30 protein-coding genes and 2 pseudogenes are annotated in these 23395 nt (G+C 69.1%); 14 read left to right on the top strand and 18 right to left on the bottom strand.

Annotated elements, in window-relative coordinates:
• The first annotated feature begins 44 nt into the window (after positions 1 to 44).
• Positions 45 to 626: a hypothetical protein gene (locus ACIPFH_RS40665; protein ID WP_401834696.1), complete on the top strand. Its 582-nt coding sequence runs from the start codon at positions 45 to 47 to the stop codon at positions 624 to 626.
• Here the strand turns inward: ACIPFH_RS40665 and ACIPFH_RS40660 are convergent.
• A complete protein-coding gene (locus ACIPFH_RS40660) occupies positions 595 to 927 on the bottom strand; it encodes a hypothetical protein (RefSeq protein WP_401834693.1) in 333 nt (110 codons plus the stop codon). The two genes, ACIPFH_RS40665 and ACIPFH_RS40660, sit on opposite strands and share 32 nt — an antisense overlap.
• Positions 928 to 1298: 371 nt before the next feature.
• On the opposite strand from ACIPFH_RS40660, the gene ACIPFH_RS40655 reads away from it, so the two are divergent.
• Entirely contained in the window at positions 1299 to 1553 is a 255-nt protein-coding gene (locus ACIPFH_RS40655) for a hypothetical protein (protein ID WP_401834690.1), read from the top strand.
• Positions 1554 to 1573: 20 nt separating this feature from the next.
• A complete protein-coding gene (locus ACIPFH_RS40650) occupies positions 1574 to 1804 on the top strand; it encodes a hypothetical protein (RefSeq protein ID WP_401834688.1) in 231 nt (76 codons plus the stop codon).
• 5 nt (positions 1805 to 1809) lie between these two features.
• Here the strand turns inward: ACIPFH_RS40650 and ACIPFH_RS40645 are convergent, their stop codons facing one another.
• Positions 1810 to 2115, bottom strand: coding sequence for a DUF6896 domain-containing protein (locus ACIPFH_RS40645; RefSeq protein WP_401834687.1), 306 nt, complete (start codon positions 2113 to 2115; stop codon positions 1810 to 1812).
• 240 nt (positions 2116 to 2355) lie between these two features.
• Positions 2356 to 2997 carry a TetR/AcrR family transcriptional regulator gene (locus ACIPFH_RS40640; protein ID WP_401834686.1) on the bottom strand — a complete coding sequence of 214 codons (642 nt, stop codon included), beginning with the start codon at positions 2995 to 2997 and terminating at the stop codon, positions 2356 to 2358.
• Between the two features lie 84 nt (positions 2998 to 3081).
• Here ACIPFH_RS40640 and ACIPFH_RS40635 point away from each other — a divergent pair, with 84 nt between their 5' ends.
• Positions 3082 to 3819, top strand: coding sequence for an SDR family NAD(P)-dependent oxidoreductase (locus ACIPFH_RS40635; RefSeq protein WP_401834683.1), 738 nt, complete (start codon positions 3082 to 3084; stop codon positions 3817 to 3819).
• Positions 3762 to 4136 carry a DUF664 domain-containing protein gene (locus tag ACIPFH_RS40630; RefSeq protein ID WP_401834828.1) on the top strand — a complete coding sequence of 125 codons (375 nt, stop codon included), beginning with the start codon at positions 3762 to 3764 and terminating at the stop codon, positions 4134 to 4136. Before ACIPFH_RS40635 ends, ACIPFH_RS40630 begins: the two co-directional genes overlap by 58 nt.
• On the opposite strand, the pseudogene ACIPFH_RS40625 reads toward ACIPFH_RS40630, so the two are convergent.
• Positions 4114 to 4452 (bottom strand): annotated as a pseudogene (locus ACIPFH_RS40625) (transposase); the annotation flags it as partial. The gene ACIPFH_RS40630 and the pseudogene ACIPFH_RS40625 overlap by 23 nt on opposite strands.
• 65 nt (positions 4453 to 4517) lie before the next feature.
• Here ACIPFH_RS40625 and ACIPFH_RS40620 point away from each other — a divergent pair.
• Positions 4518 to 4685 (top strand): annotated as a pseudogene (locus ACIPFH_RS40620) (helix-turn-helix domain-containing protein); the annotation flags it as partial.
• A 502-nt stretch (positions 4686 to 5187) separates the two neighbouring features.
• Here ACIPFH_RS40620 and ACIPFH_RS40615 read toward each other — a convergent pair.
• The 5 genes from ACIPFH_RS40615 to ACIPFH_RS40595 form a co-directional block, all read right to left on the bottom strand.
• Positions 5188 to 5865, bottom strand: coding sequence for a DUF3618 domain-containing protein (locus tag ACIPFH_RS40615; protein ID WP_401834680.1), 678 nt, complete (start codon positions 5863 to 5865; stop codon positions 5188 to 5190).
• Positions 5841 to 6257 (bottom strand): phage holin family protein, encoded by a 417-nt coding sequence (locus tag ACIPFH_RS40610; protein ID WP_401834677.1) that lies wholly within the window; start codon positions 6255 to 6257, stop codon positions 5841 to 5843. The genes ACIPFH_RS40615 and ACIPFH_RS40610 overlap by 25 nt, the downstream gene beginning before the upstream one ends.
• 3 nt (positions 6258 to 6260) lie before the next feature.
• Entirely contained in the window at positions 6261 to 6956 is a 696-nt protein-coding gene (locus tag ACIPFH_RS40605; RefSeq protein WP_401834674.1) for a hypothetical protein, read from the bottom strand.
• A 177-nt stretch (positions 6957 to 7133) separates the two neighbouring features.
• A complete protein-coding gene (locus tag ACIPFH_RS40600) occupies positions 7134 to 8231 on the bottom strand; it encodes a barstar family protein (protein WP_401834672.1) in 1098 nt (365 codons plus the stop codon).
• 81 nt (positions 8232 to 8312) lie between these two features.
• Positions 8313 to 9434 (bottom strand): NADAR family protein, encoded by a 1122-nt coding sequence (locus tag ACIPFH_RS40595; RefSeq protein ID WP_401834670.1) that lies wholly within the window; start codon positions 9432 to 9434, stop codon positions 8313 to 8315.
• Between the two features lie 296 nt (positions 9435 to 9730).
• Here ACIPFH_RS40595 and ACIPFH_RS40590 point away from each other — a divergent pair, with 296 nt between their 5' ends.
• From ACIPFH_RS40590 to ACIPFH_RS40570, 5 genes are all read left to right on the top strand, one after another.
• A complete protein-coding gene (locus tag ACIPFH_RS40590) occupies positions 9731 to 10216 on the top strand; it encodes a hypothetical protein (protein ID WP_401834667.1) in 486 nt (161 codons plus the stop codon).
• A 245-nt stretch (positions 10217 to 10461) separates the two neighbouring features.
• Positions 10462 to 10845 (top strand): transposase family protein, encoded by a 384-nt coding sequence (locus ACIPFH_RS40585; protein ID WP_401834664.1) that lies wholly within the window; start codon positions 10462 to 10464, stop codon positions 10843 to 10845.
• Positions 10806 to 11357, top strand: a complete 552-nt coding sequence (locus tag ACIPFH_RS40580; RefSeq protein ID WP_401834661.1) for a transposase — start codon at positions 10806 to 10808, stop codon at positions 11355 to 11357. The genes ACIPFH_RS40585 and ACIPFH_RS40580 overlap by 40 nt, the downstream gene beginning before the upstream one ends.
• Positions 11354 to 12091 (top strand): hypothetical protein, encoded by a 738-nt coding sequence (locus ACIPFH_RS40575; protein ID WP_401834658.1) that lies wholly within the window; start codon positions 11354 to 11356, stop codon positions 12089 to 12091. Before ACIPFH_RS40580 ends, ACIPFH_RS40575 begins: the two co-directional genes overlap by 4 nt.
• Positions 12092 to 12184: 93 nt before the next feature.
• Positions 12185 to 12658, top strand: a complete 474-nt coding sequence (locus ACIPFH_RS40570) for a hypothetical protein (RefSeq protein WP_401834656.1) — start codon at positions 12185 to 12187, stop codon at positions 12656 to 12658.
• 32 nt (positions 12659 to 12690) lie between these two features.
• Here the strand turns inward: ACIPFH_RS40570 and ACIPFH_RS40565 are convergent, their stop codons facing one another.
• Complete coding sequence (locus tag ACIPFH_RS40565; RefSeq protein WP_401834653.1) at positions 12691 to 13671, bottom strand: NADPH:quinone reductase; 981 nt, start codon at positions 13669 to 13671, stop codon at positions 12691 to 12693.
• Positions 13672 to 13691: 20 nt separating this feature from the next.
• A complete protein-coding gene (locus tag ACIPFH_RS40560) occupies positions 13692 to 14270 on the bottom strand; it encodes a PadR family transcriptional regulator (protein ID WP_401834650.1) in 579 nt (192 codons plus the stop codon).
• A gap of 126 nt (positions 14271 to 14396) precedes the next feature.
• On the opposite strand from ACIPFH_RS40560, the gene ACIPFH_RS40555 reads away from it, so the two are divergent.
• Both ACIPFH_RS40555 and ACIPFH_RS40550 read left to right on the top strand, forming a co-directional pair.
• Entirely contained in the window at positions 14397 to 14789 is a 393-nt protein-coding gene (locus tag ACIPFH_RS40555; protein WP_401834647.1) for an ester cyclase, read from the top strand.
• Between the two features lie 37 nt (positions 14790 to 14826).
• Positions 14827 to 15090 carry an STAS domain-containing protein gene (locus ACIPFH_RS40550; protein WP_401834645.1) on the top strand — a complete coding sequence of 88 codons (264 nt, stop codon included), beginning with the start codon at positions 14827 to 14829 and terminating at the stop codon, positions 15088 to 15090.
• A gap of 3 nt (positions 15091 to 15093) precedes the next feature.
• Here ACIPFH_RS40550 and ACIPFH_RS40545 read toward each other — a convergent pair whose 3' ends face one another.
• Positions 15094 to 15453, bottom strand: a complete 360-nt coding sequence (locus ACIPFH_RS40545; protein ID WP_401834642.1) for an ANTAR domain-containing protein — start codon at positions 15451 to 15453, stop codon at positions 15094 to 15096.
• A gap of 495 nt (positions 15454 to 15948) precedes the next feature.
• On the opposite strand from ACIPFH_RS40545, the gene ACIPFH_RS40540 reads away from it, so the two are divergent.
• Entirely contained in the window at positions 15949 to 16299 is a 351-nt protein-coding gene (locus ACIPFH_RS40540; RefSeq protein WP_401834639.1) for an STAS domain-containing protein, read from the top strand.
• A gap of 95 nt (positions 16300 to 16394) precedes the next feature.
• Here ACIPFH_RS40540 and ACIPFH_RS40535 read toward each other — a convergent pair whose 3' ends face one another.
• The 6 genes from ACIPFH_RS40535 to ACIPFH_RS40510 all read right to left on the bottom strand — a co-directional run bounded on the left by ACIPFH_RS40535 (position 16395) and on the right by ACIPFH_RS40510 (position 23312).
• A complete protein-coding gene (locus tag ACIPFH_RS40535) occupies positions 16395 to 17327 on the bottom strand; it encodes an anti-sigma factor RsbA family regulatory protein (RefSeq protein WP_401834636.1) in 933 nt (310 codons plus the stop codon).
• Positions 17327 to 17680: an STAS domain-containing protein gene (locus tag ACIPFH_RS40530; protein WP_401834634.1), complete on the bottom strand. Its 354-nt coding sequence runs from the start codon at positions 17678 to 17680 to the stop codon at positions 17327 to 17329. Before ACIPFH_RS40530 ends, ACIPFH_RS40535 begins: the two co-directional genes overlap by 1 nt.
• Before the next feature lie 667 nt (positions 17681 to 18347).
• On the bottom strand, positions 18348 to 19880 hold the full coding sequence (locus tag ACIPFH_RS40525; protein WP_401834632.1) for an ABC transporter ATP-binding protein: 1533 nt from the start codon (positions 19878 to 19880) through the stop codon (positions 18348 to 18350).
• The gene (locus tag ACIPFH_RS40520) at positions 19877 to 20761 is read right to left on the bottom strand and encodes an ABC transporter permease (RefSeq protein ID WP_401834631.1); all 885 of its coding nucleotides are present in this window, start codon (positions 20759 to 20761) and stop codon (positions 19877 to 19879) included. Before ACIPFH_RS40520 ends, ACIPFH_RS40525 begins: the two co-directional genes overlap by 4 nt.
• Positions 20758 to 21777, bottom strand: a complete 1020-nt coding sequence (locus ACIPFH_RS40515; protein WP_401834629.1) for an ABC transporter permease — start codon at positions 21775 to 21777, stop codon at positions 20758 to 20760. Before ACIPFH_RS40515 ends, ACIPFH_RS40520 begins: the two co-directional genes overlap by 4 nt.
• On the bottom strand, positions 21762 to 23312 hold the full coding sequence (locus tag ACIPFH_RS40510; protein WP_401834627.1) for an ABC transporter substrate-binding protein: 1551 nt from the start codon (positions 23310 to 23312) through the stop codon (positions 21762 to 21764). Before ACIPFH_RS40510 ends, ACIPFH_RS40515 begins: the two co-directional genes overlap by 16 nt.
• Positions 23313 to 23395 lie beyond the last annotated feature (83 nt).

Below are 23395 nucleotides of genomic sequence, written 5' to 3'. Positions count from 1 at the left end.
GACGCGATGCGATGTGGTGCAGTTTGGAGGGCAAGGGTCGATTCGTGGCCGTGATGCTGTGGTCCCTGGTCGTCGTGCCTCTCGCGGTCCTCTTCCTCGCCTCCCACGACCAAGGATTTCGATGGGTGCTGATCGGCGCCTTTCTCGCGACTGCCTCGATCGTCACGGCCGTGGAGACCGCCGGTCCCTGGTACGGGTCGGCCGGACTGTGTGAGCCCCGCACCATGGTGCCCGGGCTCACCGCCGCCGCTCTGCTCATCACAGCTCCATGGTTGGCCCCTTGGGCCCTCCACGACCTGGCCGGGCAGCCGGCCCAGGCCCGCGTCATCGAGGCCGAGCCCGTCATCAACATGGAGGACGAGGACACCGGGCTCACCCGCTACCACCTCGCAGAGGCGGAGACCGAGCGTGGCCTCGGCTGGATACTGTTCGGCCCACGCATACGCGCGCACTCCGGTGCCGTCATCACCGTCTCGGTGGTCCCCGACGACTGGGCCCCGCCCATCGCCACCGAACGCCTGAACGACACCGCCGTGGAACACGGCATCACCGCCTTCGCGGCCCTCGCCACCATCCATCTCCCTGGCTGCGCCGTCACGGCGGCGACATGGCCCCGCGACCCGTGATGAGCGTCGCGGAGTCCCTGAGCACGGTGAGGACGTCCCGTCCCTGGACCGACCCCTCTGCGGCCAGCATCGCCTCGATGGTCTTCTCGGTGACCAGTGCCTCGGCGAAGTCCGGCCGCAGCGTTTCGACTTCGAGGGCGTATCGAGTGCGCCGACCGCGCCGGCCGCGCAGCGCGACCCGAATGGACGGGAAGGCGGTGTCCAGGTGCACGGCGCAGACGGTCACGTGGTGCTGCTGCCAGGCCGCCCGGAAGGGCGCGAAGGGTTCGGGCTCGAAGGCGTCGGCGATCGTGAATCGCACGCCTCCATGGGTGCCGGACATCACGACGAAGTGGTCGCGGAGTCCGGCCTGGGGCGGGCTGTCAAGACCTCCGCCGGGGTGGTGGACAACCGTTGCAGGGGCCCGGGCTTCCAGCGCCCGGCGAGAGCCGGCAGACGGTCTCGGAAGGCCCAGCCACGAGCACGCGCGAACGTGCCTCACTCGGCGACGGTGATCGCTTTGGCCGGGCGTCGCCGGAAGTCCGGCACGGCGTAGTAGACAGCGGTCAGAGCGCCGTACTCGGCCACGGCGACCAGCCAGTGCACCCATTGGACCGTCCAACCTGCGCAGAAGAGACCGACCGCTGCCAAGAAGTACGGCGAGAAGCACTGCAGAGGTGTCCCGCCTGCCCGATGCCGGGAGGTCCATACGGTGTCATCGCCCCCCGGGAGCCGGCCCGGGGCCGGTGCGCGGTTGAGGGACACGGCCGCCACCAGGTTGACCAGAACACGCTGACGCAGGTCGAATACGCCGAGCGCGCCGAGTCGGCCCGCGCCGAGCTCGCCTCCGCCCTCGGCAGCGCGCCGAGTCCGGAGGCGGAGGCGAAGGCCCGTGCGCTGCTGAAGCGCCTGGGCGGGGCGCGGCACGGTTCGCAGACGGCCGCGTAGTGGCGGCGATCGCAGTCGTTTTGGATCACACCACCGCCACCGCTCTGTACGACCCGAAGGACCCGTTCAACGAAGCGGTCGCCGCGTTCTACGTCCAAGTCTCCGGCGGACTTGGCAGCCTGTACGGGCCGGTGCTGTCCCTGACGGCCGGTGACGCCGAGCGGCCCGGCCTGCTGGGCTACATCCAGGGGCTGCGGTTCCAACTGACCTGCAGCCTCATATGCCTCCGCCGCCTACGAACCTCATCCTGAAACGCTCAGTTGGCTACGCTGAACCACCCCGGCCGCACCTCAATCAGAAGCGGTTGCAGCGACCGCACTGCGGACCGCAGGTCCTCATCCGTGACGTCAACAGTCTCCAGCAGGCTCAGCCCGTACCAGCGCAGACGCCAGAGGTCGAAGACTTCACTCCCGTCGACTGCGAAGTCCACATCGGCCTCAGCACCGTTGTCACTGACGAAGCGGCAGCCTGCCCCATGAACCGTGTACGAATAGGCGCCGATGTGACCACTCCAGCTGATCCGGCGCGAACGAACCAGGGAGGACATCTGCCAGTCGCTCAAGCGAAGGGATCGACACCCTCATGGCCTCGTCAATCGCCTTCAGAGCATGGACGTAACCGAGCACAAGGTCTCGTGCATCCCCAATCCGTTCCATGCAGCGTCATCCCCCTGAGCCCGTGGCTGAAGGGATTGTTCCATGGGCCGCCAGCGTCTCCGCAGGACGGCATTTTGAAACGATCAGCAAGGGGACAGCCACCCTAGGCACTGTCCGGCGGATCATGTGGCCGTGATGGCACCAAGTTAGTTCTCGCGGGCCGGACTGCGCACGGTTGCGAGGCGTTTCTGCCCCTCGGGCATGGGCAGGACCGCCAGTGCGGTGTCTGCAATGTTCCGCAGCTTCTCGGGGTCCAGGCCGGCCTTGCCTACCGCCTCGATACCGCGGACCACCGTCAACAGCAGTGCCGCCAACCGCTCCGGATCCGCAGCGCTATCGATGTCGCCGTGGCGCTGGGCGGCGCTGATCTCCGTCCGCAGCAGGGTCAGCAGTGCCGTCATGGTCTCGGCCGACCGTCCGGCGACCGTCGGATCGTGCTGGGCCAGTTCCGCCGCGCCCTTGGCCAACAGGCACCCGCGGCGCTCGGCGTCTGAGGCGGTGTTCTCCGCCATTAGGTGCACGTATCCCGACAGCCGGGCCAGGGCCTCTGCGTCCGGTCCACCTGCCAGCCGCTCTTCGGCCACCTCAACGACTGCGGTGCACCAGTCGCCAAACACACGGTGGAACAGCTTGCCCTTGTCGCCGAATGCGCCGTACAGGCTGCCCTTGCCCAGGCCGGTCGCCTGGGCGATGTCGTCCATCCGGGTTCCTGCATAGCCGGTCGCCCAGAACTGTTCCCGGGCCCGCTCCAGGACTTGGCGTTCGTCGAATGCGCGTGGTCGCGGCATGATCTCAGCCTAACCATTCTTGACTCGATCGTCCATTACCGCCTACGTTATGGACGATCCATTCCACAACTGAAGGGGTTCGACATGCCAGGCGTGCTGCAGGAGAAGGTGGCCGTGATCACCGGAGGGACCAGCGGGATCGGGCTGGCCATCGCCCACCGCTTCGTCCGGGAGGGCGCACGGGTCTTCGTGACCGGCCGGGACATCGCCCGCCTGGAAGCGGCAGTCAAGGAGATGGGCCCTGCGGCCACCGGCGTACGATCCGACGTCTCGGTCCTGGCCGACCTGGACGCGCTCTACGCGCGAGTCCGCGAGGAGGCCGGACGCATCGACGTGCTGGTGGCCAACGCGGGAATCGTCGCGGACGCCGCGCTCGGCGCCCACACCGAGGCGAACGTCGACCTGACACTCGCCGTCAACGTCAAGGGCCCACTATTCACCGTCCAGAAGGCGCTTCCGCTGCTGGCGGAGAACGCCTCCATCCTGGTCATCGGCTCAAGCAACAGCGTGCGCCCCCATGAGCATCTCGAGGTCTACAGCGCCTCGAAGGCAGCGTTGAGCAACCTCGTGCACAACTGGGCCCGGCAATCGCGAGAGCGTCGATTCCGGGTCAACGTCCTCAGCCCGGGACCCACGCGGACCCCTGCCCTGCTGCGCGCCGCGGGGCCGGACGTCGACCGGTTCGCCGAGGCCGTCGTGCCACTGGGGCGGCTGGCCGACGCCGAGGAAATCGCCGAGGCCGCCCTCTTCCTGGCTTCGGACGCATCATCGTTCGTCACCGGCGCCGAACTCTTCGCCGACGGCGGCTACACCCGGGCCTGAACGACGGCCGGTGGTGCGCATCCGGTTCCCTCGAAGCGACGGGGCGCACTCCCGGCCGCGCGTGTGCGTCGTACGAGGCCCAGCGCGCTCGAAGCAACGAGATCGTGGCCGCGGCCTCTTTGGATGACGTCGGCCGCCACCCCGCCTGCCGGTCCGGCAACGCCGACCTCCGCTGGGTGCTCATCCATCTCGTCGAGGAGACCGGACGGCACGCGGGGCGCGCGGGGCACGCGGGCATCATGAGGGAGCTGCTTGACGGGGCGAAGGGGGTACTACTAGGGACCGTTTCTCGGATCATGTCCGGAGCCAGATGGTGAGGGCTGCGAGGGTGACGGTGCCGAGGTAGATGTAGGCGCGTTTTTCGTAGCGGGTGGCGACGGCTCGGAAGCCCTTGAGGCGGTTGATGGCGCGTTCGACCGTGTTGCGTTTCTTGTAGCGCTCGCTGTCGAAGCCGGTGGGGCGGCCGCCTCGGGAGCCGCGGTTGCGCCGGTGCTTTTGCTGGTCGAGGCATTCGGGGATGGTGTGCGGGATTCCGCGTCGTCGCAGGTAGCGGCGGTTTCTGCGGGCGGTGTAGGCCTTGTCTGCCGGGACGTGGTCGGGCCGGGTGCGGGACCGTCCGACGCCGATGCGGGGGGGGTGAGGGCCTCTGGGTTCGGTGTGGATTGCGACATCTACAACCGGCACCCAGGAGGCCCTCGTTGTCCCACCGTAGTGCCCCGCTGACTCCGACCGGCAGGCTGCGTCTGGCCCGGTGCGTCGTGGACGACGGCTGGCCCCCGCGCCGAGCCGCGGAACGTTTCCAGGTCAGCCACACCACCGCCGCACGCCGGGCCGACCGCTACCGGCATCTGGGTGCCGCCGGCATGCTGCTTCGGCAGCACCTGGATTACGTACCAACCAGTCGGCATGATGACGATGATGGTGAGAGCACCCCCGCTCGGGCCCATGGCCTGCAGACCGACGGGCAGTCCGCTCCTGACTCTGCGCACCGGGATGGCCGTCGCCGAACCGCCGGAGACATTGGCGAGGGCGTTCCACTTGACCTGCTTCCAGTAAGGACGTCGCACACCCTCCACGTCGGTGTGGGGCTGGAAGGTTCCCCGCAGGGCCTGCGTCGCCGGGCGAGTACTGGTGGAACAGCCGGGTCGGCAGGGTGGCGTGGGAGACAGCTAGACCCGCGTCTACGGGCCGAACCCGCGCTGCATGAGCTGCCACTTCGCCTTCGCCACCTGCTTGACCGGGGTGGTCGGCGGGCAGGCGCAGGGAACGGCGCTGCACTTTGCAGCGATCCCTATGGAAGGCATCCGTCATGCTGCGCGGGAGGGCATCCACTACGACACCGGGTAGCTGCGCCCGGGACGCCGAAGTTCAGCCGGGTCCAGGCTGGTGTCGAGCCTCGTCTGCGACCTGCCTGCCAGATTCACGCGCCTGGTCCGTCACCTGCGCAGCCTGGTCACGGGCTTCGTCCTGAGTGGTGCGGGCAGCTTCCGCGGCGGTGTCCTTCACCTCCTGCGCTGCGCTCTGGGTGGCGTCCTTGGCGCCTTCCTTGAGGTTTTGCGCGGAATCGAGAGCGGCCTCCTTCACCGGCTCCAGCGCTTCGCCACCGCGCGCCATCAGGTCGGCGGCTTTCTCTTGCTCTACCTCAGACGCGGGCAACAACGATGACGCCAGCATGCCCGCGCCGAAGGCGATCAGGCCGGCAGCCAGCGGATTGCCCTGTGCCTGGCGCATCGCCTCGTCAGGAGCTTGCCGTATCGCTTCCCCCGCCTGGTCGGCCACGTCGCGCATTGTGCCGGCCGCTTGCTGGGTGCCTTCCTGCAGGGAACCGGCCGCCGTCTGGGCACTGCTCGTGACACCGTGGGCGGTGTCCGAAGCCGTTCCCATGACCCGCTCACGCATCCCCGAGACAGCGCCGCTCATCCGTCGAGCACGGCGGCGGACCACCCTTCGGGGGCTGGCCCGGTCTGCGAGCCGGTTCACGTCTGCAGACAGCCGGTCACGAGTGGCGTCGATGTCCGCCCTCATCCGGTCGGGTGACGTGCCCATTGCGCATTCTCCTTCATCGTCTCGAGTGTCTGCTCCGGTTTGGGGGCCACCGTGCGCATGCGTGTGCTGCCCCGCTGATACAGGACAGCTGCGATCGCGGCCCATACGACGGCGACGACAAGGGCCGCCCAACCCGCATCGATCACATTGGCCAGGCCGAGCACGGCGGCCAGCGACAGGAACAGGAGAACCATGTAGCCGGCGAACCCGGCGCCGCCGTACATGCCGGCAGCCTTGCCGGCCTTGGTCGCCTCCTGCCTGACCTCGGCCTTGGCCAGTTCCACCTCCTGACGGAACAATGTCTGGACGTCCGACGTCACGACGGACAGCAGCTCGCCCACCGAGCTGTCACCGACGTGCGACGCCTTCGAGCGGGACGGGACGAAGGACATCGCTCACACCTCCGGGCCCGGCCGGCCCGGTGCGTCACCCGGGGTCATGCCGAGGGACGGCGGAAACGCTGGCGGATCGGGCGGCAGCGCCGGCTCCTGCGCGGAGCCCGGCGAAGAAGTGGAAGGGAGCGCAGCGGATCTCGGCTCGTTCACCGCCGCCGCCGGCTCCGAGCTGACGGCCCCCTGCTGTTTCGTCCCGGAAGACGTGTCGGCCTTGGCCGCCACCTTCACCAGTCGCCCAACGGCGAACCCTGCCAGCAGGGCGCCGCCCAGAAAGGCTGCGGGACGGCGGCGGGCGAAGCCCTGCACATCGGAGAGGACGCCGTCGACTCCCTGCCTCTCCAGATAGTTGGCCGCCCGATGCCCGCTGTCGGCTGCCTGAGCCGCGAGGCCACGGGCAGGCGAGTCACTCTGCGCGTTCTCGGCCAGTCCCGCCAGGTCGTCCGCCCACTGGTGCAGCGCCCCGGCAGCCCGCCTGGTCTGGTCCTCGGCCTCGTCCATCGCGCGGTGGCGCAGGTCGTCGGCAACTATGCCAGCCTGCTGCCGCGCCTGCCCTGCCACGGCCTTGGTCTGGTCCACGGCGGTACCCGCAACCTGCCCCGCGGCCTGCTGGGCCTGATCGGCCGCCACCGACGCCTGTGCCCTGGCCGTCTCACCGGCCTGCTGCAATCTTGTGGTGTCCTGCACTGCCTCACTCATCAGCTCACTCCTCCTCGAGCGCCATACGGCTATTCGCCAGCTAGGTACACGAGTGACTGATTTGTCATTCTTTACACCCATACAGGTGGAATCGACGCTCACACATTCGGGCTCTGGCGACGATCACGTGATGTTCTCTGGCCGACGCGTCGCGGCGCACTTGTGGCGGAGTACAGCTCACGCCAGGGTGACGTGCATGTCGCCCTCGGCCAGGACGTTGAGGACCTCGGCGAACAGGTCGTAGGGCTGGCCGTCCGGTGTCAAGGTCTTGGACAGGTGCTCGCGTGCGGTGACGGCGTCTCGCCAGAGCAGGGTTGCGGGGGCGGTGTAGCCGAAGGTGCCGCCCAGGCAGTCGTCGAGGGCGTCCAGGCAGCCGCCAAAGTAGCCACCCGGTCCGTTCACCGCCTCGCCGAGCGCCAGGTAGAGGCCCGGTTCGTCGGTGATGTGCCGACCGTCGACTTCGTAGGCGTGACGAGCCGGCCGGTCACGGTGGGCGCGCCGGCAGGCCCGCTCCCGGACGAGATCGAGCCAGGCCCCGCGGCGCCGGGTGTCGAGGCAGGCCCAGCCGCCCAGGGTGTTCGGTGGCCCGGCGAGCCACCGTTCCCAGGTGGGCCGGGCGTATTCGGGGACGGGCGTGAAGAGCTTTCCTTCAAGCTCGAGGTCGATCAGGTCCGTCCCGTTGGAGGACGGGTGCCAGGCGGTGACTCTGGTCCACAGCAGTCGTTCCGTGAGGGGCTCTCCCTGGTCGTCCCGTATCTCGAGGGCGGCCTCCTCCAGATCCAGCGCCCGCCGGGTGCCCTTCAGCAATGCCGCCCTCAGCTGATCACTCGGGGCGAGACCTCTCAGGACGAGCGGAGGTGCCACCTGCTCGGGTGGCAGGACGCGGGCGAATTCCCGGCACGAGCCCAGCCACCGATGGCCGTCGTGCACCCGGACGGAGCCCCTGTGGCCCTCGGGCGGGCCTTCGTAGTCGTCCAGACCGGTGAGCAGCAGACTGTCTGTTCCGGGGAACTGCCCTGAGCTCTCCGCGTCCTCCAGCAGCCAAGGTTCGAGTCCCTCGTCGTCCGGCACCAGCCACACCCGGCTGCCTACCCAGTCCCGCACCTCGCCGTCTACCGGGACCCAGTCGAGCAGTTCGTACGTTCCACGCCGGGGTTCCCCGAACAGCCCCTCCGCCTCGACGCAGACTCCCCAGGCATGGCCATCCTCGGTCTCGGTCAGCGTGTACCGCGTGGGCCCGCGATGGTTCTGGTCCTCCTGCACAGAGGGAATCATGCCCGGATGTCCCGTCTCACCGAAGTTTGACGAGTCTCAGCGAAGTTTGACCGGCTGGGCGAGGTTGCGCACCCGGCACGCTCACACCCCGAGAATCCCTGCTCGTCGCCCCTGCAGTTCGGAGCGGACGAGTTCGAGGAGGCGCCCTGACCAGTTGCGGCCGCGTCCGGCATTGTCGCCCCAGAAGGACGAGTTCATGTCGTCGTAGATCAGGGTGGCATCGTCTGTGGCGAGCAGGACCTCGGCCAGCTCGGGGTGTTGGCCGTACTTGGCGCGCAGCAGATGTGCCATGACGGCGGTTCGGGCGTGTTCCCAGTCCTCGCGGCGGGGGGTCTCGGCTGCGAGCGTGCGCGCTGCGGTGGCGGTCTCCGCCGTGGCGATCGCATGCCGGGTTTCCAGGTCGGCGACCGACAGGGCCCAGTAGGCGTGGGCGACGGAGGGGTATGCGGTGCCTTCGAGGCTGATCGGGGCGGGGTAGTCGTGGCGCAGGGCGAGCTTGCCGGGATCGTCCACCGGCTGGGTCGGGAACGAGTGGTAGAGCTGGAGGGCCGGGGCGTGCGGTGTCGCCGGGCCGTCCGCGGGCACGCGGGTGGCCCTCTCGGTCCTCCAGTGGGCCCGTTCCTCGAAGTACGCGAGGGCGCTGTCGTAGTCCTTCTGCGTGACCGTTCCGTCGAACGGCAGGTAGGTCTGGCCGCCGGGCCCCGCCACCAGGATCCGCAGTGGCCGGTCCTTGCTGTCCATGTCGCCCAGCGCGTAGCGGCGCTGTGTCTCCGGGACTGCTAGGAACGCCTCGCGGGCCGCGGCCCGGTTCTCCTCGGTCCGGTCGGCGAGGAAGACGTCGACGGCGGCCAGGCAGCGGCCGGTCGAATCGGGTCGGCCATTCAGTTGGTCGATGGTGTCCCGGACTTCGGCGACCAGCAGTTCGGGCGTGATCCAGCTCTCCGGCTCGCTGAACTTCCAGTCCGCCAACTCGTGCGCGGAAGCGTCGCCGCCTTCGGGGAAGCTGGTGGCCACCCAGCCGGTGCGCAGCTTCTCCTCGAACTCCTCGACGGTGACCAGGCCCCAGCAGTCGATGAGCCCGTCGGCGTAGATGAAGAGGTCAGTGAGGAAGTAGTGGCCACCGTTGCGGATGAAGGCGTGGCGCCAGGTCCCGGGTATGCGGACGCCGTCCGCCGTGCGATGGGTGATCCGGTTGCCGATCATCCTGGGATTGTGCCGCAGCGACTACGGAGCGGGCCGTGATTTTCCTCCAGGTCGGCCTCCGATACCTCAAGGCGCCCAGACCCCGTCGGACGCTGAACCCAGCGGTCAAACTTCGGCGAGACAACCGTCGATCAGTCGAACTTCATTGCGACTGGCCACCGGAACAGGCTTTCGCGGCGAACCCCTTTCCTGTCCTTTGACACGCAAGTTAGTCCGGATCGGCATGCTGACCTGCGGCGACTACGTTGGATGGCAACCGTTCCGTCCCGACAGCTTGAGCGTGGCATGCTGGCGCAGTGCTCTTGAGTGATCGTGTAAGCAGTGTCGAACTCCGCCCGGTGCGCTATCAGTTCGCTGCGGTTCGAGGCGACTCCTACGACGATAACTGGCTGGTCATCGATGGCGCAGTGACAACTCCCGAGGGCAACTGGTCCTTCGTCGATCCATGTCTGCTGATCGATGAAGCTCGCCAGGTAGCCTCGTGGCTGCGCGCGGTGGCCGCAGGGACGGTGGCCGTGACCGAACCTGATGCCGAAGGCGAGTTGTCTCCGGACACATGGTTCATCGAACCGCTCCTGGCCTTCAGTCTCGCCGACCGAAGCGGGGACGGGGCCGCAGTGATTCGCATTCACCTGTCCTTGGAGGCAGCGCCTCCTTGGCAGCAAGGCGACGACGGGGCCGACATCTACCAGTACGTCGTGGGGCTGGAGATGGAAACAGCCGCGTTGCTCCACGCAGCTGACCAGTGGGATCTCGCCCTGCTGCCCTTCCCGTCCCGCTGACGACTGAGTTCGTTGTCAAGCGCCTCGATTGGCTGACGACGGACATTTCCCTGTGGCGGGTCACGATCTCGAAAGGTTGAACACCCGAGTTGGCCACAAGCGATCAAGTTCCCTCGGTTCTGGCGGATCACGTGACGTTCCCTGCCCTTGCACGCGTCGCGACCCACAGGACTCTGTGTGATCGGGGAGCATGATCGACGTGCTTAACGCAGAGTGTTGAGGATCTGTTTCCGCACCTGAGCGCAGTGGCCGTCGATCGGGTGGAGTCCGATGGTGTGTCCGCGACGTTGTCCGTACGGTCTTCCGCGCCGGCCGCAGCGTGTTCCGGCTGCGGCGCCCGGTCCGCGCGGGTTCACGGCCGCTACCGCCGTTCATTGGCGGACTCGCCGGTCGCCGGGCGCGGGGTGAAGGTCGTGGTGACGGTGCGCCGTTTCAAATGCGTCAACGACGCGTGCTGCCAGACGACGTTCAGCGAACAGGTCCCGGGCCTCACCTCGCCGTTCGCCAGGCGGACGCCGACGCTGACCAAGGCGCTGGTGTCGATCGCGCTGGCGCTGGCCGGCCGGCCGGATCCCGGATCGCCACCCGGTTGGGTATTCCGTGCGGCCGTGACCTGCTCATCAAGCTGATCCGCGCGCAGCCCGTGCCCGAGGTCCCGAAGGTGACCGTGCTCGGCGTCGACGACTTCGCGATCCGGCACCGTCACTCCTACAACACCATCCTGATCGACATGGAAACGCACCGGCCAATCGACGTGCTGCCGGACCGCGAAGCCCAGACGCTGGCCGATTGGCTGGCCGCGCATCCGGGCGTCGAGATCGTGTGCCGGGACCGGGGCGGCGCCTACGCTGAGGGCGTCCGGGCCGGCGCACCGGACGCTAGGCAAGTCGCAGATCGCTTCCATTTGTGGAAGAACCTGTGCGAGGCGGCGCAGAAGACGGTCGTGGCACACGACGGCTGCCTGCGTCAGGCAGCCCGTGCCGAGGCCGAAGTCCAGCCCGAGGAACACGCGCCCGCGCCGGAATTTCCCGGCCCGCCGAGCCGGAACTACCCGCTGGCCGACCGGACTCGACAACGCTACGCCGACGTGCGGGAACGCCTGGCCCGCGGCTTGTCCAGGCGGCGGTCGGCCGCGAGTTGAACCTCGACATCCAGACCGTGCGCCGCTTCGCCGACGCCTCCACCGTCGAGGAGCTGTTGGCCAAGGCCGAGCACCGGTCCAGTCGGCTGGACCCTTGGCGCGATGTGGTCAACCAGTACTGGAACGCCGGAGTGACCAATGCTCAGGAAATCACCACCGAACTGCGCGTCCTGGGGTTCACCGGCAGCGTCCAGATCGTCCGCCGCTACCTGAGGCCACTGCGTCCGCACGGCAACGGACTCAAACGCGGCCCCGGAAAGTCCGCGCCGACCGCACCGGCGATCCCCAAACCGCGCCAGGTCAGCCGCTGGATGCTCACCCATCCCGACCACCTCGACCAGGACGATGCGCTCGGGCTGAAAACCGCCGTGTCCAGCTGCGAGCGTCTGGAACGCCTGCACAGCCACATCCGCACGTTCGCCACCATCATGAAACAGCGACGTGGCGCCGACCTTCCCGCCTGGCTGGACACCGTGGACGCCGACGACCTCCCGGCACTACACACGCTCGCCGCCGGCTTGCGCCGCGACCTGGACGCCGTCATCAACGGGCTGACCCTGGAACACAACTCAGTTTCCCGTCGAGGGTGCCGTGACGCGCATCAAGGCCCTCAAACGCCAGTGCTACGGGCGAGCCAACTTCGACCTCCTCAGACTTCGGATACTGCTGACGCCTTGACCACGTCACGTGATCGTCGCCAGAGCCCACATTTGCCCAGGTGGAAGCCCACGTAATTCCCCGAGGCTGCCGCGAGCAGGCCGGAAAGGACACCTCGCGTCACTCCACGCCTCCTGCGGGAGCTGCTGCGCTGCTTCAACGACACGGCGTTGCCCCTGGAGGTCCGCGTCGCGGCTGCTCTCGTCCGCCGCCTCTACGCCCTCCCCCTGACCCGCATCGTCGAACTCACCGACGACCACATTCGCCGCGACCAGGGGCATACCTACCTGACGGTCAACCACCACCCCTTCGTGCTCCCGCCGAAGCTCGCCCGCCTCATCGACGATCAGCGGCAGTACAGCCCCCGGCACAGCAACGCGGCCGGATGCAGATACCTCTTGCCCGGTCACAGCCCTGGACGCCCGCGCAACCCCCTCGGCCTCGCCGACACCTTGACACACCACGGTCTTCCCGCCCGCGCTGCACGGAACACCGCCATGATGGACGCCCTGGTAGACCTGCCGCCCATGGTCATCGCCGACCTGCTCGGCATCCACCCCAAGACAGCCGAACGCTGGGCCACCCTCGCCGGCGGGAACTGGTCAGATTACTTGGCAGCGCGACGGGCCGCCCCGCAGGGCTAGGCAGTTGAGCAGGGCAGTGTTCCGAGTCTGCGCTATTGGGGGATGGTGAGCAGGATGCGGTCGTGGCCACCGCCGGCGTCGACCCGGTCGTGGGCCTTGGCGATGTCGTCCAGCGGGTGACGGTCGCCGACGGCGACGGTGAGGGCGCCGACGGCCGCGGCGGAGGTGAGGTCGCGGGCGGCCTGGCGCTTGGCCTCGGCGGGGAAGTCGTCGCTGCCGAGCAGCCGCAGGGTGACGTTGTTGAACAGCAGAGGCCAGAAGGGGATCTCGGTGCGGTCCGCGCGGGTGGCGTAGGCGGCGATGACGGCCCCCTGGGCGGCGACGGCGTTGTCGAGATCGGCGTTGTCGGACAGCGCGACCTCGATGATCCGGTCGACACCCCGCGGCGCGTACGAGCGGATGGCAGCGGCGGGCTCGCCAGTGTCCAGGGCGATGGCGTGGGCGACGGCCGGGTCGACGTGGTCGAGGTCCGCGGTGCGGCGGACGGTGGCGATCACGGTGGCGCCGGCCCAGTGGGCGAGCTGGGCGGCCAGGGAGCCGACGCCGCCGAGAACTCCGTGGACCAGGACCAGCTGGCCGTCGACCGGGCCGTCGGCGAAGACGGTGCGGTGGGCGGTGATGCCGGGGATGCCGAGGCTCGCGCCCAGCTCGTCACTGAGGTGGTCGGGCAGGGGGGCGGCCTGGTGGTCAGGTACGACGGTGTACTGGGCGGCGGTGCCGAAGGGGCGGTAGGACTGGGCGCCGTGTACCCAGACCCGTTGTCCGACGCGGTGGACGTCGGCTCCGGCGCCCACGGCGTCGATGACTCCGGCGCCGTCGCTGTGCGGGATCACCCGCGGGAAGGGCATGGAGGAGCCGAGCCAGCCGCGCCGTTTCTTGGTGTCGCCGGGGTTGACGCCCGAGACGGTGACGCGGACGCGGACCTCGCCGGGGCCGGGGACGGGATCAGGGAGTTCACCGACGTGCAGGACATCGGCGGCGGGGCCCTGGGCGTCGTACCAGGATGCACGCATGGGGGTACCTCCGTGGGCGGTCAGCTCGCGGGAGAGGCGAGCGCATGCGGATCGCTGTTGGTGCATGCGGTGTCGAATACGGGCGGTTCCTCCCCGAGGGTCTCGCGCAGCCAGGTCCGTTCGGCGCGGCTGGTGGCGCGGGCGGTGAGCAGCATGCCCCGCCGGTAGGGGTCGGCGATCTCCTCGGCACGCAGGGGCCGCTCGTTGTCGTAGAAGAAACTCGCCGGTTCTTCCAGGAACTCCAGCCGTCTGCGCAGCACCGTATGCTGTTCGGCCACGTCGGGCAGGTGGGAGAGGAATGCCAGGACGACGTAGAACCGGGTGAAGTCGGTGATCTCGTGGTCGGCGGGCTTGCGCAGGCGCTGAAGCATTTCGGCCCGTCCGGCCGTAGTCAGGCTGAGCAGGTACCGGGCCGCCCCCGCGGCCGGGTCGGCGCGCCGCTCGATCAAGCCCGCCCTGGTCAGGCGATTGATCGCCGGATACAGGCTGCCGTCACTGACCGGCCGCGTATAGCCGGTCAGCTGTGAGACGCGGCGGCGCAGCTCGTGTCCAGGCAGGGGTCCCTCGGCGAGGAAGCCGAGTATCGCGAGTTCCAGCATGAGTCCATCTTCGCACGTGAACATCGAATCGATGTGAACATCGATTCGATGTTACGCTCGCAGGTACCCGCCCAAACGTCTCTGGAGAGGCACAGCAAGATGCCATCGCAGTCCACCGAGTCAGTGATGAACCGTTTCGTCGAGTTCATCAACACGGGCAACGAGGATCTCGCCCGCGAGGTCATTTCTCCGGATGCGGTGTTCCACGCGCCAAGCCACCCGGAACCACTGCGGGGGCCCGATGGGTACATGGAAGTCATCGGGATGATGCGCAGCGCCTTCCCCGACGTCCAGTGGACGCTGGAGGAGACGGTCACCGAAGGCGACACCGTGGCCGCGCGGTTCACCATGCGGGGAACCCACGACGATGAATTCTTCGGGATCCCGGCGAGCGGCAACAAGATCTCGGTGCAGGCCATGAACTTCTACTACCTGGCCGACGGCCGGATCGTCGGCGAACGGGGCCAGCCCGATCTCCTCGGGGTGATGCAGCAGATCGGTGCCGTACCGGCGCCGTGAACCTCGTAGCGCCGGGTGAGCCTTCTGCCGCGCGGGCTTGAAAGAGCTGCTCAGCGCAGCCCTGCTGTCCGGGTACGGCGCGGCGCCGCCGTCGCGGATCGTGGTGGACCTCAGCGGCGTGACCTTCATGGACTCCAGCGGCATCAACGTCTTCGTCACCGCCCTCAAGGCCGTCAGCAGGAACGGGGAGTGGCTGCGCATCGCCGCCGCACAGAAACCCGTCCTGCACGTCCTGCGCCTGGTCGGCATCGACGCCCTCATCACCTGCCACCCCACCCTCGGGCAAGCCCTCAACCCCTGAGCCCTACTGCGGCTGGTCCGGGCCGTCTTCAGCGTCTTCCTGGCCCGAGTGCCGCTGCACGGACTCACCCAGCTCCCGGCCCACCGGCTCCGGCAGCGGCTGACCCAACGCCCAGCCGATCAACGCCTCGGCGACCGTGTGCAGTTTGATGTTGGTGTGCTGGGAGACCTCGCGCAGCACCTCGAACCCCGCGGCCGGCGGGATCCGGTGGACCGCGACGAGGACACCGATGGCCTGGTCGACCACCGCGTGAGAGCCCACCGCCTGCCGCAGCTGCGCATTCTCCTGCTCCAGGCAGGCCACCGTGGCGTCACGGGTGCTGCCGTCGGGCAGGTGCCGGGGTACGCGGGAGGAGGTCGTCATCACCAGGTCTCCATACAGGGGCGGACGTTTCCAGGACGCCTGCCCCCGACCGCCACCGCAAGACACCCCCTACGCGACACGAAAATCACATGAACCGGGGGGTGGAGTTCTTCACCGACCGCGGCCGGTGACGAAGTCGAGAGGCTGTCTCCCCAACTCCTCCCCCGCCGAGTCGCCCGCACCACCACCCTCACACCCGCTCCGTACCGCCAACAGCCGCGTTCGTGAAAGACGCCAAGACGCGTTTGCTGTTGATCAGCGCGGTCGCGGTTTCGGGATTCCTCGAGCAGCACGTTCCCGAGCCCCCCCGGAGCGAGAGAGGTCTACTCCTCGTAGTAATCGTGCCCGGACAAGGGGCGAGCAGCGCCTCGACGGCTCCTCGTGTCCCATACAGGGGCGAGGTATACGAACCCAGATTTTGTTGACTTCGCACCAGGTCCTGCGTTTGCGTGAGAATCCGTCGGCACTTGCTCGAGGAAAGACCGAGGTCGTCGTATGGACGCATCCCGCCTGGCTGTCTCCCAGCACACCACCACTCAGGGAGTGCACGTCCTGACGCCGCACGGCGAGATCGACCACAGCAGCGTGGCATTTGCGGGCTGGGCGTTCGACAGCGGCGCAGGCGATCGATGCGCGCCGTGCACGGTCGTCGACTTCGAGCACGTCACGTTCATGGACTCCAGCGGCATCCACTTCCTCCTCTACGCCCACCGTGCCGCACAGGAGAGCGACGGCTGGCTCCGCCTGGCAAACGTCCCCCCAGCCGTGCAGCGCCTACTGCACCTCGTCGGCCTCGATGAGCTGCTGCCGACGTATGCCACGCTCCAGGCCGCCCTCCCCGCCTGACACCTGACAAGTCATTGCGGCGTAAAATCGTTGTGGCGCGAAAGCAGAAGCGGGGCGGGCGGCCATCCGGACAGGGTGGCCGCCCACGCGCGCTGTCACAAGCTGAGGTAGAAGCGCACGGTCGTGCCGTCTTCGCCGGTGTGCACGCGCACCAGGTCGGCCACGTAGTGGACCAGCATCAGGCCCCGGCCGCCCAGCTGGCCGTGCTCCGGCGGGCGGCGGCCGGCCAGCGGATCGGTCAGCCGGCCCGCATCGCGGACCTCACACACCAGCTGCCCCTGCTCGGCCCAGATGGCGAGTGTCCCGCTGCCTCCGCCGTGGACCACACTGTTGGTCGTCAGCTCCGCGACCGCCAGCTCCACATCCATCAGCCGCTCCCCGGCCAGGCCCAGCCGCATCGCCTGAGCGAGAGCGAACCGGCGGACCGCCGGAAGGTCCTCACCACCGTAGGAGAAGGCCGCGGCGTCCGGTGCGGGCGCAAGCACCTGGTTGTACCGATCGACGACCGCCTGCCAGTCGTAGACGTCGCTGACCGACTCACGTCCCTCCCCGCTGATGACGGTCGGATGGGTGACCTTCGCATCAGCGATCACCTCCGGGTCCAGCCGCACCTCGTCGTAGGGGCACAGGATCGTCACCGCCCGCCCCTCGAACGCGACGTTGATCAGCGCCTCGTGCTGCGCGCACGCCGGGTACTCCACCGCGCTGCGCCCGGCCCAGATCGGCTCGCCGATGATCCGCACACGCCCCTTCGGGTGGGCGTCGGCGAATCCGCGCAGCACCTTGGGGATGATCCGCCCCGGGTTGCGGCCGGCCTCGGTCATGTCCAGGAACAGGATGCCCTCGACGTCCCCGCCCAGACCTGCCTTGACCAGCTCCAGATTGGGGCCGGGCACCGCCACGGCCATCGGCTCGCCGTTGGCCAAGCCCTCACGCAGGAAGGCCACCGTCTGCCGCGTGTACGCCTGCTCGGTGCGGTAGAAAAGGGCAGGGTGCACGAACGCCTCGTGGGTGGTCACCGTGCTCATCACAGAGCCACCTCGATCCGGTCCAGGCCCGGCCAGAACATCTCCAAAACCCGCGGCAGCTGCGGCGGGGGATTCTCGACCACAACCCTCCCGTCGGGCAGGTTCATGGCGGTGACCGCCAGCGCGGTTACCCCGGCCACGTCGACGAACGCCACATCCGACAGCTCCACGTACGACACGCCCGCGTGCCGCCGGGCCAGCTCGGACAGGGCCTGCTCCCAAGACGGGCGAGTGAGGACGCTGATCTCACCGCGGGCACGTATCCCGGAACGACCGGGCAACGGGCTCACCTCCAACGCGGTCCTCCCGGGCACCGCCGGGGCGGGTCCACCCACCACATGTGGGGCATCCACGCTCAGACTCCTTCACATCAAGCCGCCTGGCTTCCCGGCACGGGCAGAGGAAAAGCTCCTCGTGACGGGGAAGTGTATCCAGGCGGCAGACACGCCTGTCGATGAGAACCAGCAGCGCTCCGAGGGGAACGGACGCTGACGTCGGCCGCAACCGGCACCCTGGGTGTGAGCGTCACGGGTGAGGGGACGCGCGGTCAATCGTTTCCTTGAGCAACACCAAGAGCAGGCGCGCCAATCTGAGTGCCGACAAACTCGCCGCGCTCGCCGACCTCGGACTCCACTGGGCAACCCGAGGGGCGGCGAGTGGGCGGCGTAGAGGGTCGGTGTTGCTCCTTGGTGTGGGTGGGCCTGGAAGTTCTCGGCCGAGGGCACCTCCTGCCTATCCGAGGCCGCCACCGGTACCCGGGTGGCGCAGCAGGTGGTCGGGGCAGTCGCCTCTCGTCTTCATGCTCCTCGGAGGCCGCCTCCTCTGGTCTGGGCGGTCACGAAGAACGTGGAAGACCTCGGTGATCGGCTGGCAGATGTTCTTTTCCCTGCTCGTCCTGGACAGCCTGCACCGCCTCGGCCGCCACACGTCGACCGAGGCCGCGGAAGCCTACTACCAGCTCGGATTCGACATACCGATCATCTTGTGCGGTCACATCCTGCACCGCAGGGTGATCCGGAGTCAGGGCCTCGCCGCAGGCGCGGAGGTGCCCAGCAACGCCTGCGTGGCAGGGTGTTGCGGGGCGGTGAAGACGTCGGCCGTATGGCCGGACTCGACGATGCGGCCCCCCTCCAGGACGGTGACAGTGTCCGTGCGGTCGGCGATGAGGGGCAGGTCGTGGCTGATGAGGACGAGGGTCGTGCCGCGCCGCTCACGCAGGTCGGTGAGGAGGTCCATGATCGCGTGGCCTGTGTCGGGGTCCAGCGCGGAGGTGATCTCGTCGCAGATAAGCACCTCCGGCTCGGCGGCCAGTGCTCGCGCGATGGCTACGCGCTGGCGTTGTCCGCCGGACAGCTCGTGCGGATAGCGGGTGGCGTAGGCGGTCGGCAGACCGACCTGTTCCAGGAAGTCGTCCACTCGTTCGCTGACCTCCCTGGATGCACAGAGGTGGTGCAGCCGCAGCGGGCGGCCCACGGCGGCGCCGACGGTGTGGCTCGGGTTCAGCGCGCCGAGCGGGTTCTGCGTGACGAGTTGCAGTCCGCGCCTCTGTGCGCGGGTGCGTCCGCGCAGGCCGGTGCTGAGAGGCGTGCCGGACAGCTGGATCGTGCCGGAGGTGCTGCGCTGGAGTCCTACGACGGTGCGGACGAGCGTGGTCTTGCCGGAGCCGGAGACTCCGACGATGCCGGCCGCGGAGCCGGTGGTGACGGTGAGGCCGACGCCGGTGAGGGCGGGCGTTCCACGGAAGCTCACGTGCAGGTCCCGTACTTCGAGGGCGGGTGCACTCGTATCGGCCGTCGGGGGGACCGGGGCCCGTACAGCGGGCGCGAGCCTTGGTGGCGGCACGCGGATGCCGAGTTCCACGACCTCGTCGGTGAACCGCTCGACCACAGCGGGGTCGTGGCAGGAGAACAAGACGGCGAGTTGGTGTTCGCGGGCAAGATGCTGCAGCAATTGGCCGATCTCGTCGCGCAGTTCGGGATGGAGGCCGGCGGTCGGCTCGTCCAGGAGGAGGACGTCGGGACGGCGGGCCAGGGCGCGGGCGAGAGCGACGCGGCGCTGCTGTCCGCCGGAGAGGGTGCCGGGGCGGCGGGCGGCCAGGCGTCCGTCGTCGGGGAGTCGGACCTCGGCGAGGAGTGCTGCGACTGCCTCCGCGCTGCGGTCTGCGGCGAGTTCGCGGACGAGGCTGCGGACGCGCATACGGGGGTTGAGGCCGGAGCCTGGGTCCTGGCCGACGTAGGCGAGTCGAGTGCCGCGCAGGGCGCGCAGTTCCAGTTCGGAGAGGACGAAGACGTCGTGGCCGAGGACGTCGACCTTGCCGGCGGTGCGTGTCGTTCCGGTGGGCAGCAGGCCGGTCAGCGCGCGCAGCAGGGTCGTCTTGCCGGCGCCGGAAGGGCCGGTCAGGGCGACCAGTCGGCCGGAGCGCGCGGTCAGGGACGCGTCGCGCAGCAGGAGGCGGCCGTCCGGCGCGGTCACCGTCAGGCCGGTGACCTGGACGGCGGGTGTGTCGCTCGGTGGGTTCTCGGGCTTCGCGTACCGGTCGGGCGTGTGGCTCACAGGACGGTCACCGCCTTCCGGCCGGTCTGGGGGGCGAGGGAGGCGGCTGCGAGGTTGACGCTGAGGGCGAGGAGGGCGACGGCGATGCTGGGGGCGACCACGGGCCACGGGTTGAGGAGGATGCCCGGGGAGTTCTCGCGGATCATCAACGCCCAGTCGGCGGCCGGGGGTTGCGGGCCGACCTGGAGGAAGCCGGCCGTGGCGACGAGGTACACGGCGGCGACGAAGCGCAGCCCGAACAGGGCGAGCAGGGTGGCGCGCAGGTTGGGCAGGATCTCGCGGACGACGAGGTACCAGAGGCGTTCGCCGCCCGCTGCCGCCGCCTCGACGTACCCGGTCTCGGCGATGGGGGCCGCCGCACTGGCCGCGAGCCGGACCGCGTAGGGCACGCCGAGCACGACGGCGGCGGCGATGACGGCGAGGCGGCCGCCGCCGGGCCAGGACAGGGTGACGAGGAGGATGCCGAGGACGGCCGGGAGCAGCATCATCAGGTCGGCGGTGCGTTCCACGAGCCGTCCGACGAGTGGCCGTACGGCGCCGATCGTGCCGAGGATCGCGGCTGTGCCGGTGACCAGGGCCGCGACGAGCAGTGAGGACAGGACGAGGTCGCGTCCGCCGGCCAGCAGCCGGCTCAGCACGTCGCGGCCCAGTTGGTCGCCACCGAGCAGGGCGCCGTCCGCGCCGGGTTCCGCGTAGGGCGCGGTCACCGGGATGTCCACGGCGTGCGGGACGATCCAGGGGCCGATCAGGGCGAGGCCGGTCAGGAGGATTGCCGGCAGGACGCGCAGGGCGACCCTCGTGCGGGATGTCTTCGTCGTCGGCCTCCCCTCGCTGCGGGACGGCGTCGCGGTCGGCTCGGCGTCACGGCCGGACGTCGTCATCGTCGTCCTCCTGTCACCACGGTGCGTACCAGGTCGGCCAGGACCAGTACGCCGGTGATGACGGCGCCGGACAAGGCCGTGACGCCGGCGATGACGGGACTGTCCCGGTCGGTGACCGCCGAGGCGAGCACCGATCCGATGCCGGGGTAGTTGAAGATGGTTTCGACGACGACCGCGCCGCCGAGCAGCATGCCGGTGGAGGTGGCGAGGCCCGCGGTGATGGCGGGCAGGGCGCCGGGCAGTACGTGGTGGGTGAGGACGCGGTGGGGCGGCAGTCCGTCGAGTACGGCGGTCTCCACGTGCGGGGCGCGGGCCTCGTCGGCGAGGGCGGCGCGCACGATCACCGTGTTCCAGCCGACCTGGGGGATCGTCAGCGCGAGGGCGGGCAGCACGAGCATGTCCCAGGAGGCGGGGGTCCCGTCAGCGCTGGTGAGGGTCACCGCGGGCAGCCAGCCGGTCCACAGCGAGAGCACCAGGACCAGGGCGACGGCCACGACGAACTCCGGCAGGGCGAGAACGGCGGTCGCCGAGCCCGTCACAGCCCGGTCCAGGCGTCCGCCGGGCCTCAGGGCGGCCCAGCAGCCCAGGGCGAGGGACAGGATCGCGGTGAGCAGCAGGGCGACACCGCCCAGGAGCAGGGTGTTGGGGAAGGCGGCGGAGACCAGGTCGGTGACCTTCTCGCCGCGCGCGGAGATGCCGAGGTCGCCGGTGGGCAGGCCGGTCATCCAGTCCCAGAAGCGTTCCAGGACAGGGCGGTTGAGGCCCAGCAGCTCACGGCGCGCCGCGAGGTCGGCCGCGCTCTCACCGCGTTCGGAGGTCGCGTTGGCGGCGTCGCCCGGAAGCAGTTCGACGGCGACGAAGACCAGCGCGAGCAGGAGCGCCAGCAGAGCCGTCCGCTTCAGCAGCGCGCCGCCCGCCCGCGCCATGAAGAGGGCGAAGGCGCGGGCCGGCCGCTTTTCCGGGACGGGCAAAGAAGCGGCCGGTGCGACGGCGTCGGGGATCAACTGGCCAGCCATGCGCCTTCGAGCTGCACCCTTCCGTATCCAGGCAGCTTCGGCAGTCCGTGCACCTTGGCTCCGGCGAGGTCGATGCCGTCGGCCATGCCCCACAGGAGGTAGCCGGAGCTGTCGTACTCGATCTGCTGAAGCCGGCCCAGGAGTTGGGTGCGCTGAGCTGCGTCAACTGTGCCAATGGCCTTCTGGTACGCGCTGTCGAACTCCGTGGACTTCCAGCCGGCCTCGTTCTGGCCGCTGTCGGAGACCATGGTCTTGCTGGCGAAGAAGACCACGGAGTCGTTGGTGCCCCAGTAGGTCGTGTAGAGGTCGCCCTTGAGCCAGGTCTTGTCCCAGAAGACGGCCGACTCCTGCTTGACGACCTTCACCTTGACGCCGGCCTCGCGGACCTGGGTGGCGAAGAGGGTGGCCGACTCGGCAAGGCCGGCTATGTCCTCGGTGGTGAGCAGCTCGTAGGTCTTGGAGGTGTCGAACTTCGCCTCCTTCAGCAGCTCCCTGGCCTTGGCCAGGTCGCGGGCGCGCTGCGGGACGCTCTTGTCGTAGGCGGGGTCGCCTGTGCCGAGGATGTCGTTGGCGATGGTGCCGTAGCCGGACAGGACCTGCTTGACCATGGCCTCGCGGTCGACGGCGAGGCGCAGTGCCTCGCGCACCTTGGGGTCGGCGAAGGGGCCGTCGGCGGTCCGCATGACGATCGGCATCGCCATGTCGTTCGGGCGGCGCACGGTCCGGACGTCCTCGCGGGACTCGACGGTCCGGGCGGCGACGGCGCCGACGTTGGAGGCGAGGTCGATCTGCCCGGCCAGCAGGGCGTTGGACATGGCCTGCGGGCTCTCGAAGATCTTCACCTCGATGGCGTCGAGGTACACGTCACCGCCGTACCAGTCGTCGTTGCGGACCAGTCGGGCGTTGCCGGTGCGGAACCAGTCGAGCTTGAAGGGGCCGGTGCCGGGCGCCTTCGCGATGTCCTTGTCGGTGGTGCCGTCGGGGATGACGAAGGTGGTCAGGCGGGTGAGCAACGGCAGTTCGGCGTTGGCGTAGTCGGAGACCAGGACGACGGTGTCGGTGCCCTCGGCCGTGATGTTCTTCGCCTCGATGCCAGGCAGCCGGGAGGCGCCGGCGGGGGTGGCGCGCAGCCGCTTGAGGGAGTAGACGACATCCTTGGCGGTCACCGGGGATCCGTCGTGGAACTTCGCCCCCTGGGCGATCTTGAACTTCCAGGTCTTGAGGTCCTCGGAAGGGGTCCAGCTCGCGGCCAGCCGGGGTTCGGTGTTCGGCTTCGCACCGGGCACGGTGAGCGTGTCGTATACGAGGCTGATGATCAGATAGTCGCTCTCGTTGGCCTGGGAGCCGTGCGGGTCGCGGGTGATGGCAGCGGCCCGGCCCAGGGCGCCGACACGGAGGGTGCCGCCCTTGCGGGGCTTGGCGGCGCCGGTGGCGGACCCGGTCGGTTCGGCGTCATCGCCGCCGCAGGCGGCCAGCAGGACGGTCGCGCCGAAGGCGCCACCGGCCCACAGGAGTTGACGTCTACTCAGGTCCACTTCGTCCTCGATTTCGCACGTGGTTCGAATGCTTAGGTTTGCCTATCCTGATTTACAGCGATCGCACAAGAGGGCACGCAGTG

The sequence above is a fragment of the Streptomyces sp. NPDC088157 genome (assembly GCF_044741545.1).
Lineage (GTDB): Bacteria > Actinomycetota > Actinomycetes > Streptomycetales > Streptomycetaceae > Streptomyces.
This window is presented reverse-complemented; position numbering and strand designations above follow the sequence as displayed.

Coding starts and splice junctions, on each gene's coding strand:
- ACIPFH_RS40555 (WP_401834647.1), top strand. CDS start 14,397: ATGAACCGTTTCGTCGAGTTCATCAACACGGGCAACGAGGATCTCGCC.
- ACIPFH_RS40595 (WP_401834670.1), bottom strand. CDS start 9,434: ATGATCGGCAACCGGATCACCCATCGCACGGCGGACGGCGTCCGCATA.
- ACIPFH_RS40515 (WP_401834629.1), bottom strand. CDS start 21,777: ATGGCTGGCCAGTTGATCCCCGACGCCGTCGCACCGGCCGCTTCTTTG.
- ACIPFH_RS40535 (WP_401834636.1), bottom strand. CDS start 17,327: ATGAGCACGGTGACCACCCACGAGGCGTTCGTGCACCCTGCCCTTTTC.
- ACIPFH_RS40615 (WP_401834680.1), bottom strand. CDS start 5,865: ATGGGCACGTCACCCGACCGGATGAGGGCGGACATCGACGCCACTCGT.
- ACIPFH_RS40540 (WP_401834639.1), top strand. CDS start 15,949: ATGGACGCATCCCGCCTGGCTGTCTCCCAGCACACCACCACTCAGGGA.
- ACIPFH_RS40520 (WP_401834631.1), bottom strand. CDS start 20,761: ATGACGACGTCCGGCCGTGACGCCGAGCCGACCGCGACGCCGTCCCGC.
- ACIPFH_RS40640 (WP_401834686.1), bottom strand. CDS start 2,997: ATGCCGCGACCACGCGCATTCGACGAACGCCAAGTCCTGGAGCGGGCC.
- ACIPFH_RS40610 (WP_401834677.1), bottom strand. CDS start 6,257: ATGTCCTTCGTCCCGTCCCGCTCGAAGGCGTCGCACGTCGGTGACAGC.
- ACIPFH_RS40565 (WP_401834653.1), bottom strand. CDS start 13,671: ATGCGTGCATCCTGGTACGACGCCCAGGGCCCCGCCGCCGATGTCCTG.
- ACIPFH_RS40600 (WP_401834672.1), bottom strand. CDS start 8,231: ATGATTCCCTCTGTGCAGGAGGACCAGAACCATCGCGGGCCCACGCGG.
- ACIPFH_RS40545 (WP_401834642.1), bottom strand. CDS start 15,453: ATGACGACCTCCTCCCGCGTACCCCGGCACCTGCCCGACGGCAGCACC.
- ACIPFH_RS40655 (WP_401834690.1), top strand. CDS start 1,299: ATGCCGGGAGGTCCATACGGTGTCATCGCCCCCCGGGAGCCGGCCCGG.
- ACIPFH_RS40605 (WP_401834674.1), bottom strand. CDS start 6,956: ATGAGTGAGGCAGTGCAGGACACCACAAGATTGCAGCAGGCCGGTGAG.
- ACIPFH_RS40635 (WP_401834683.1), top strand. CDS start 3,082: ATGCCAGGCGTGCTGCAGGAGAAGGTGGCCGTGATCACCGGAGGGACC.
- ACIPFH_RS40560 (WP_401834650.1), bottom strand. CDS start 14,270: ATGCTGGAACTCGCGATACTCGGCTTCCTCGCCGAGGGACCCCTGCCT.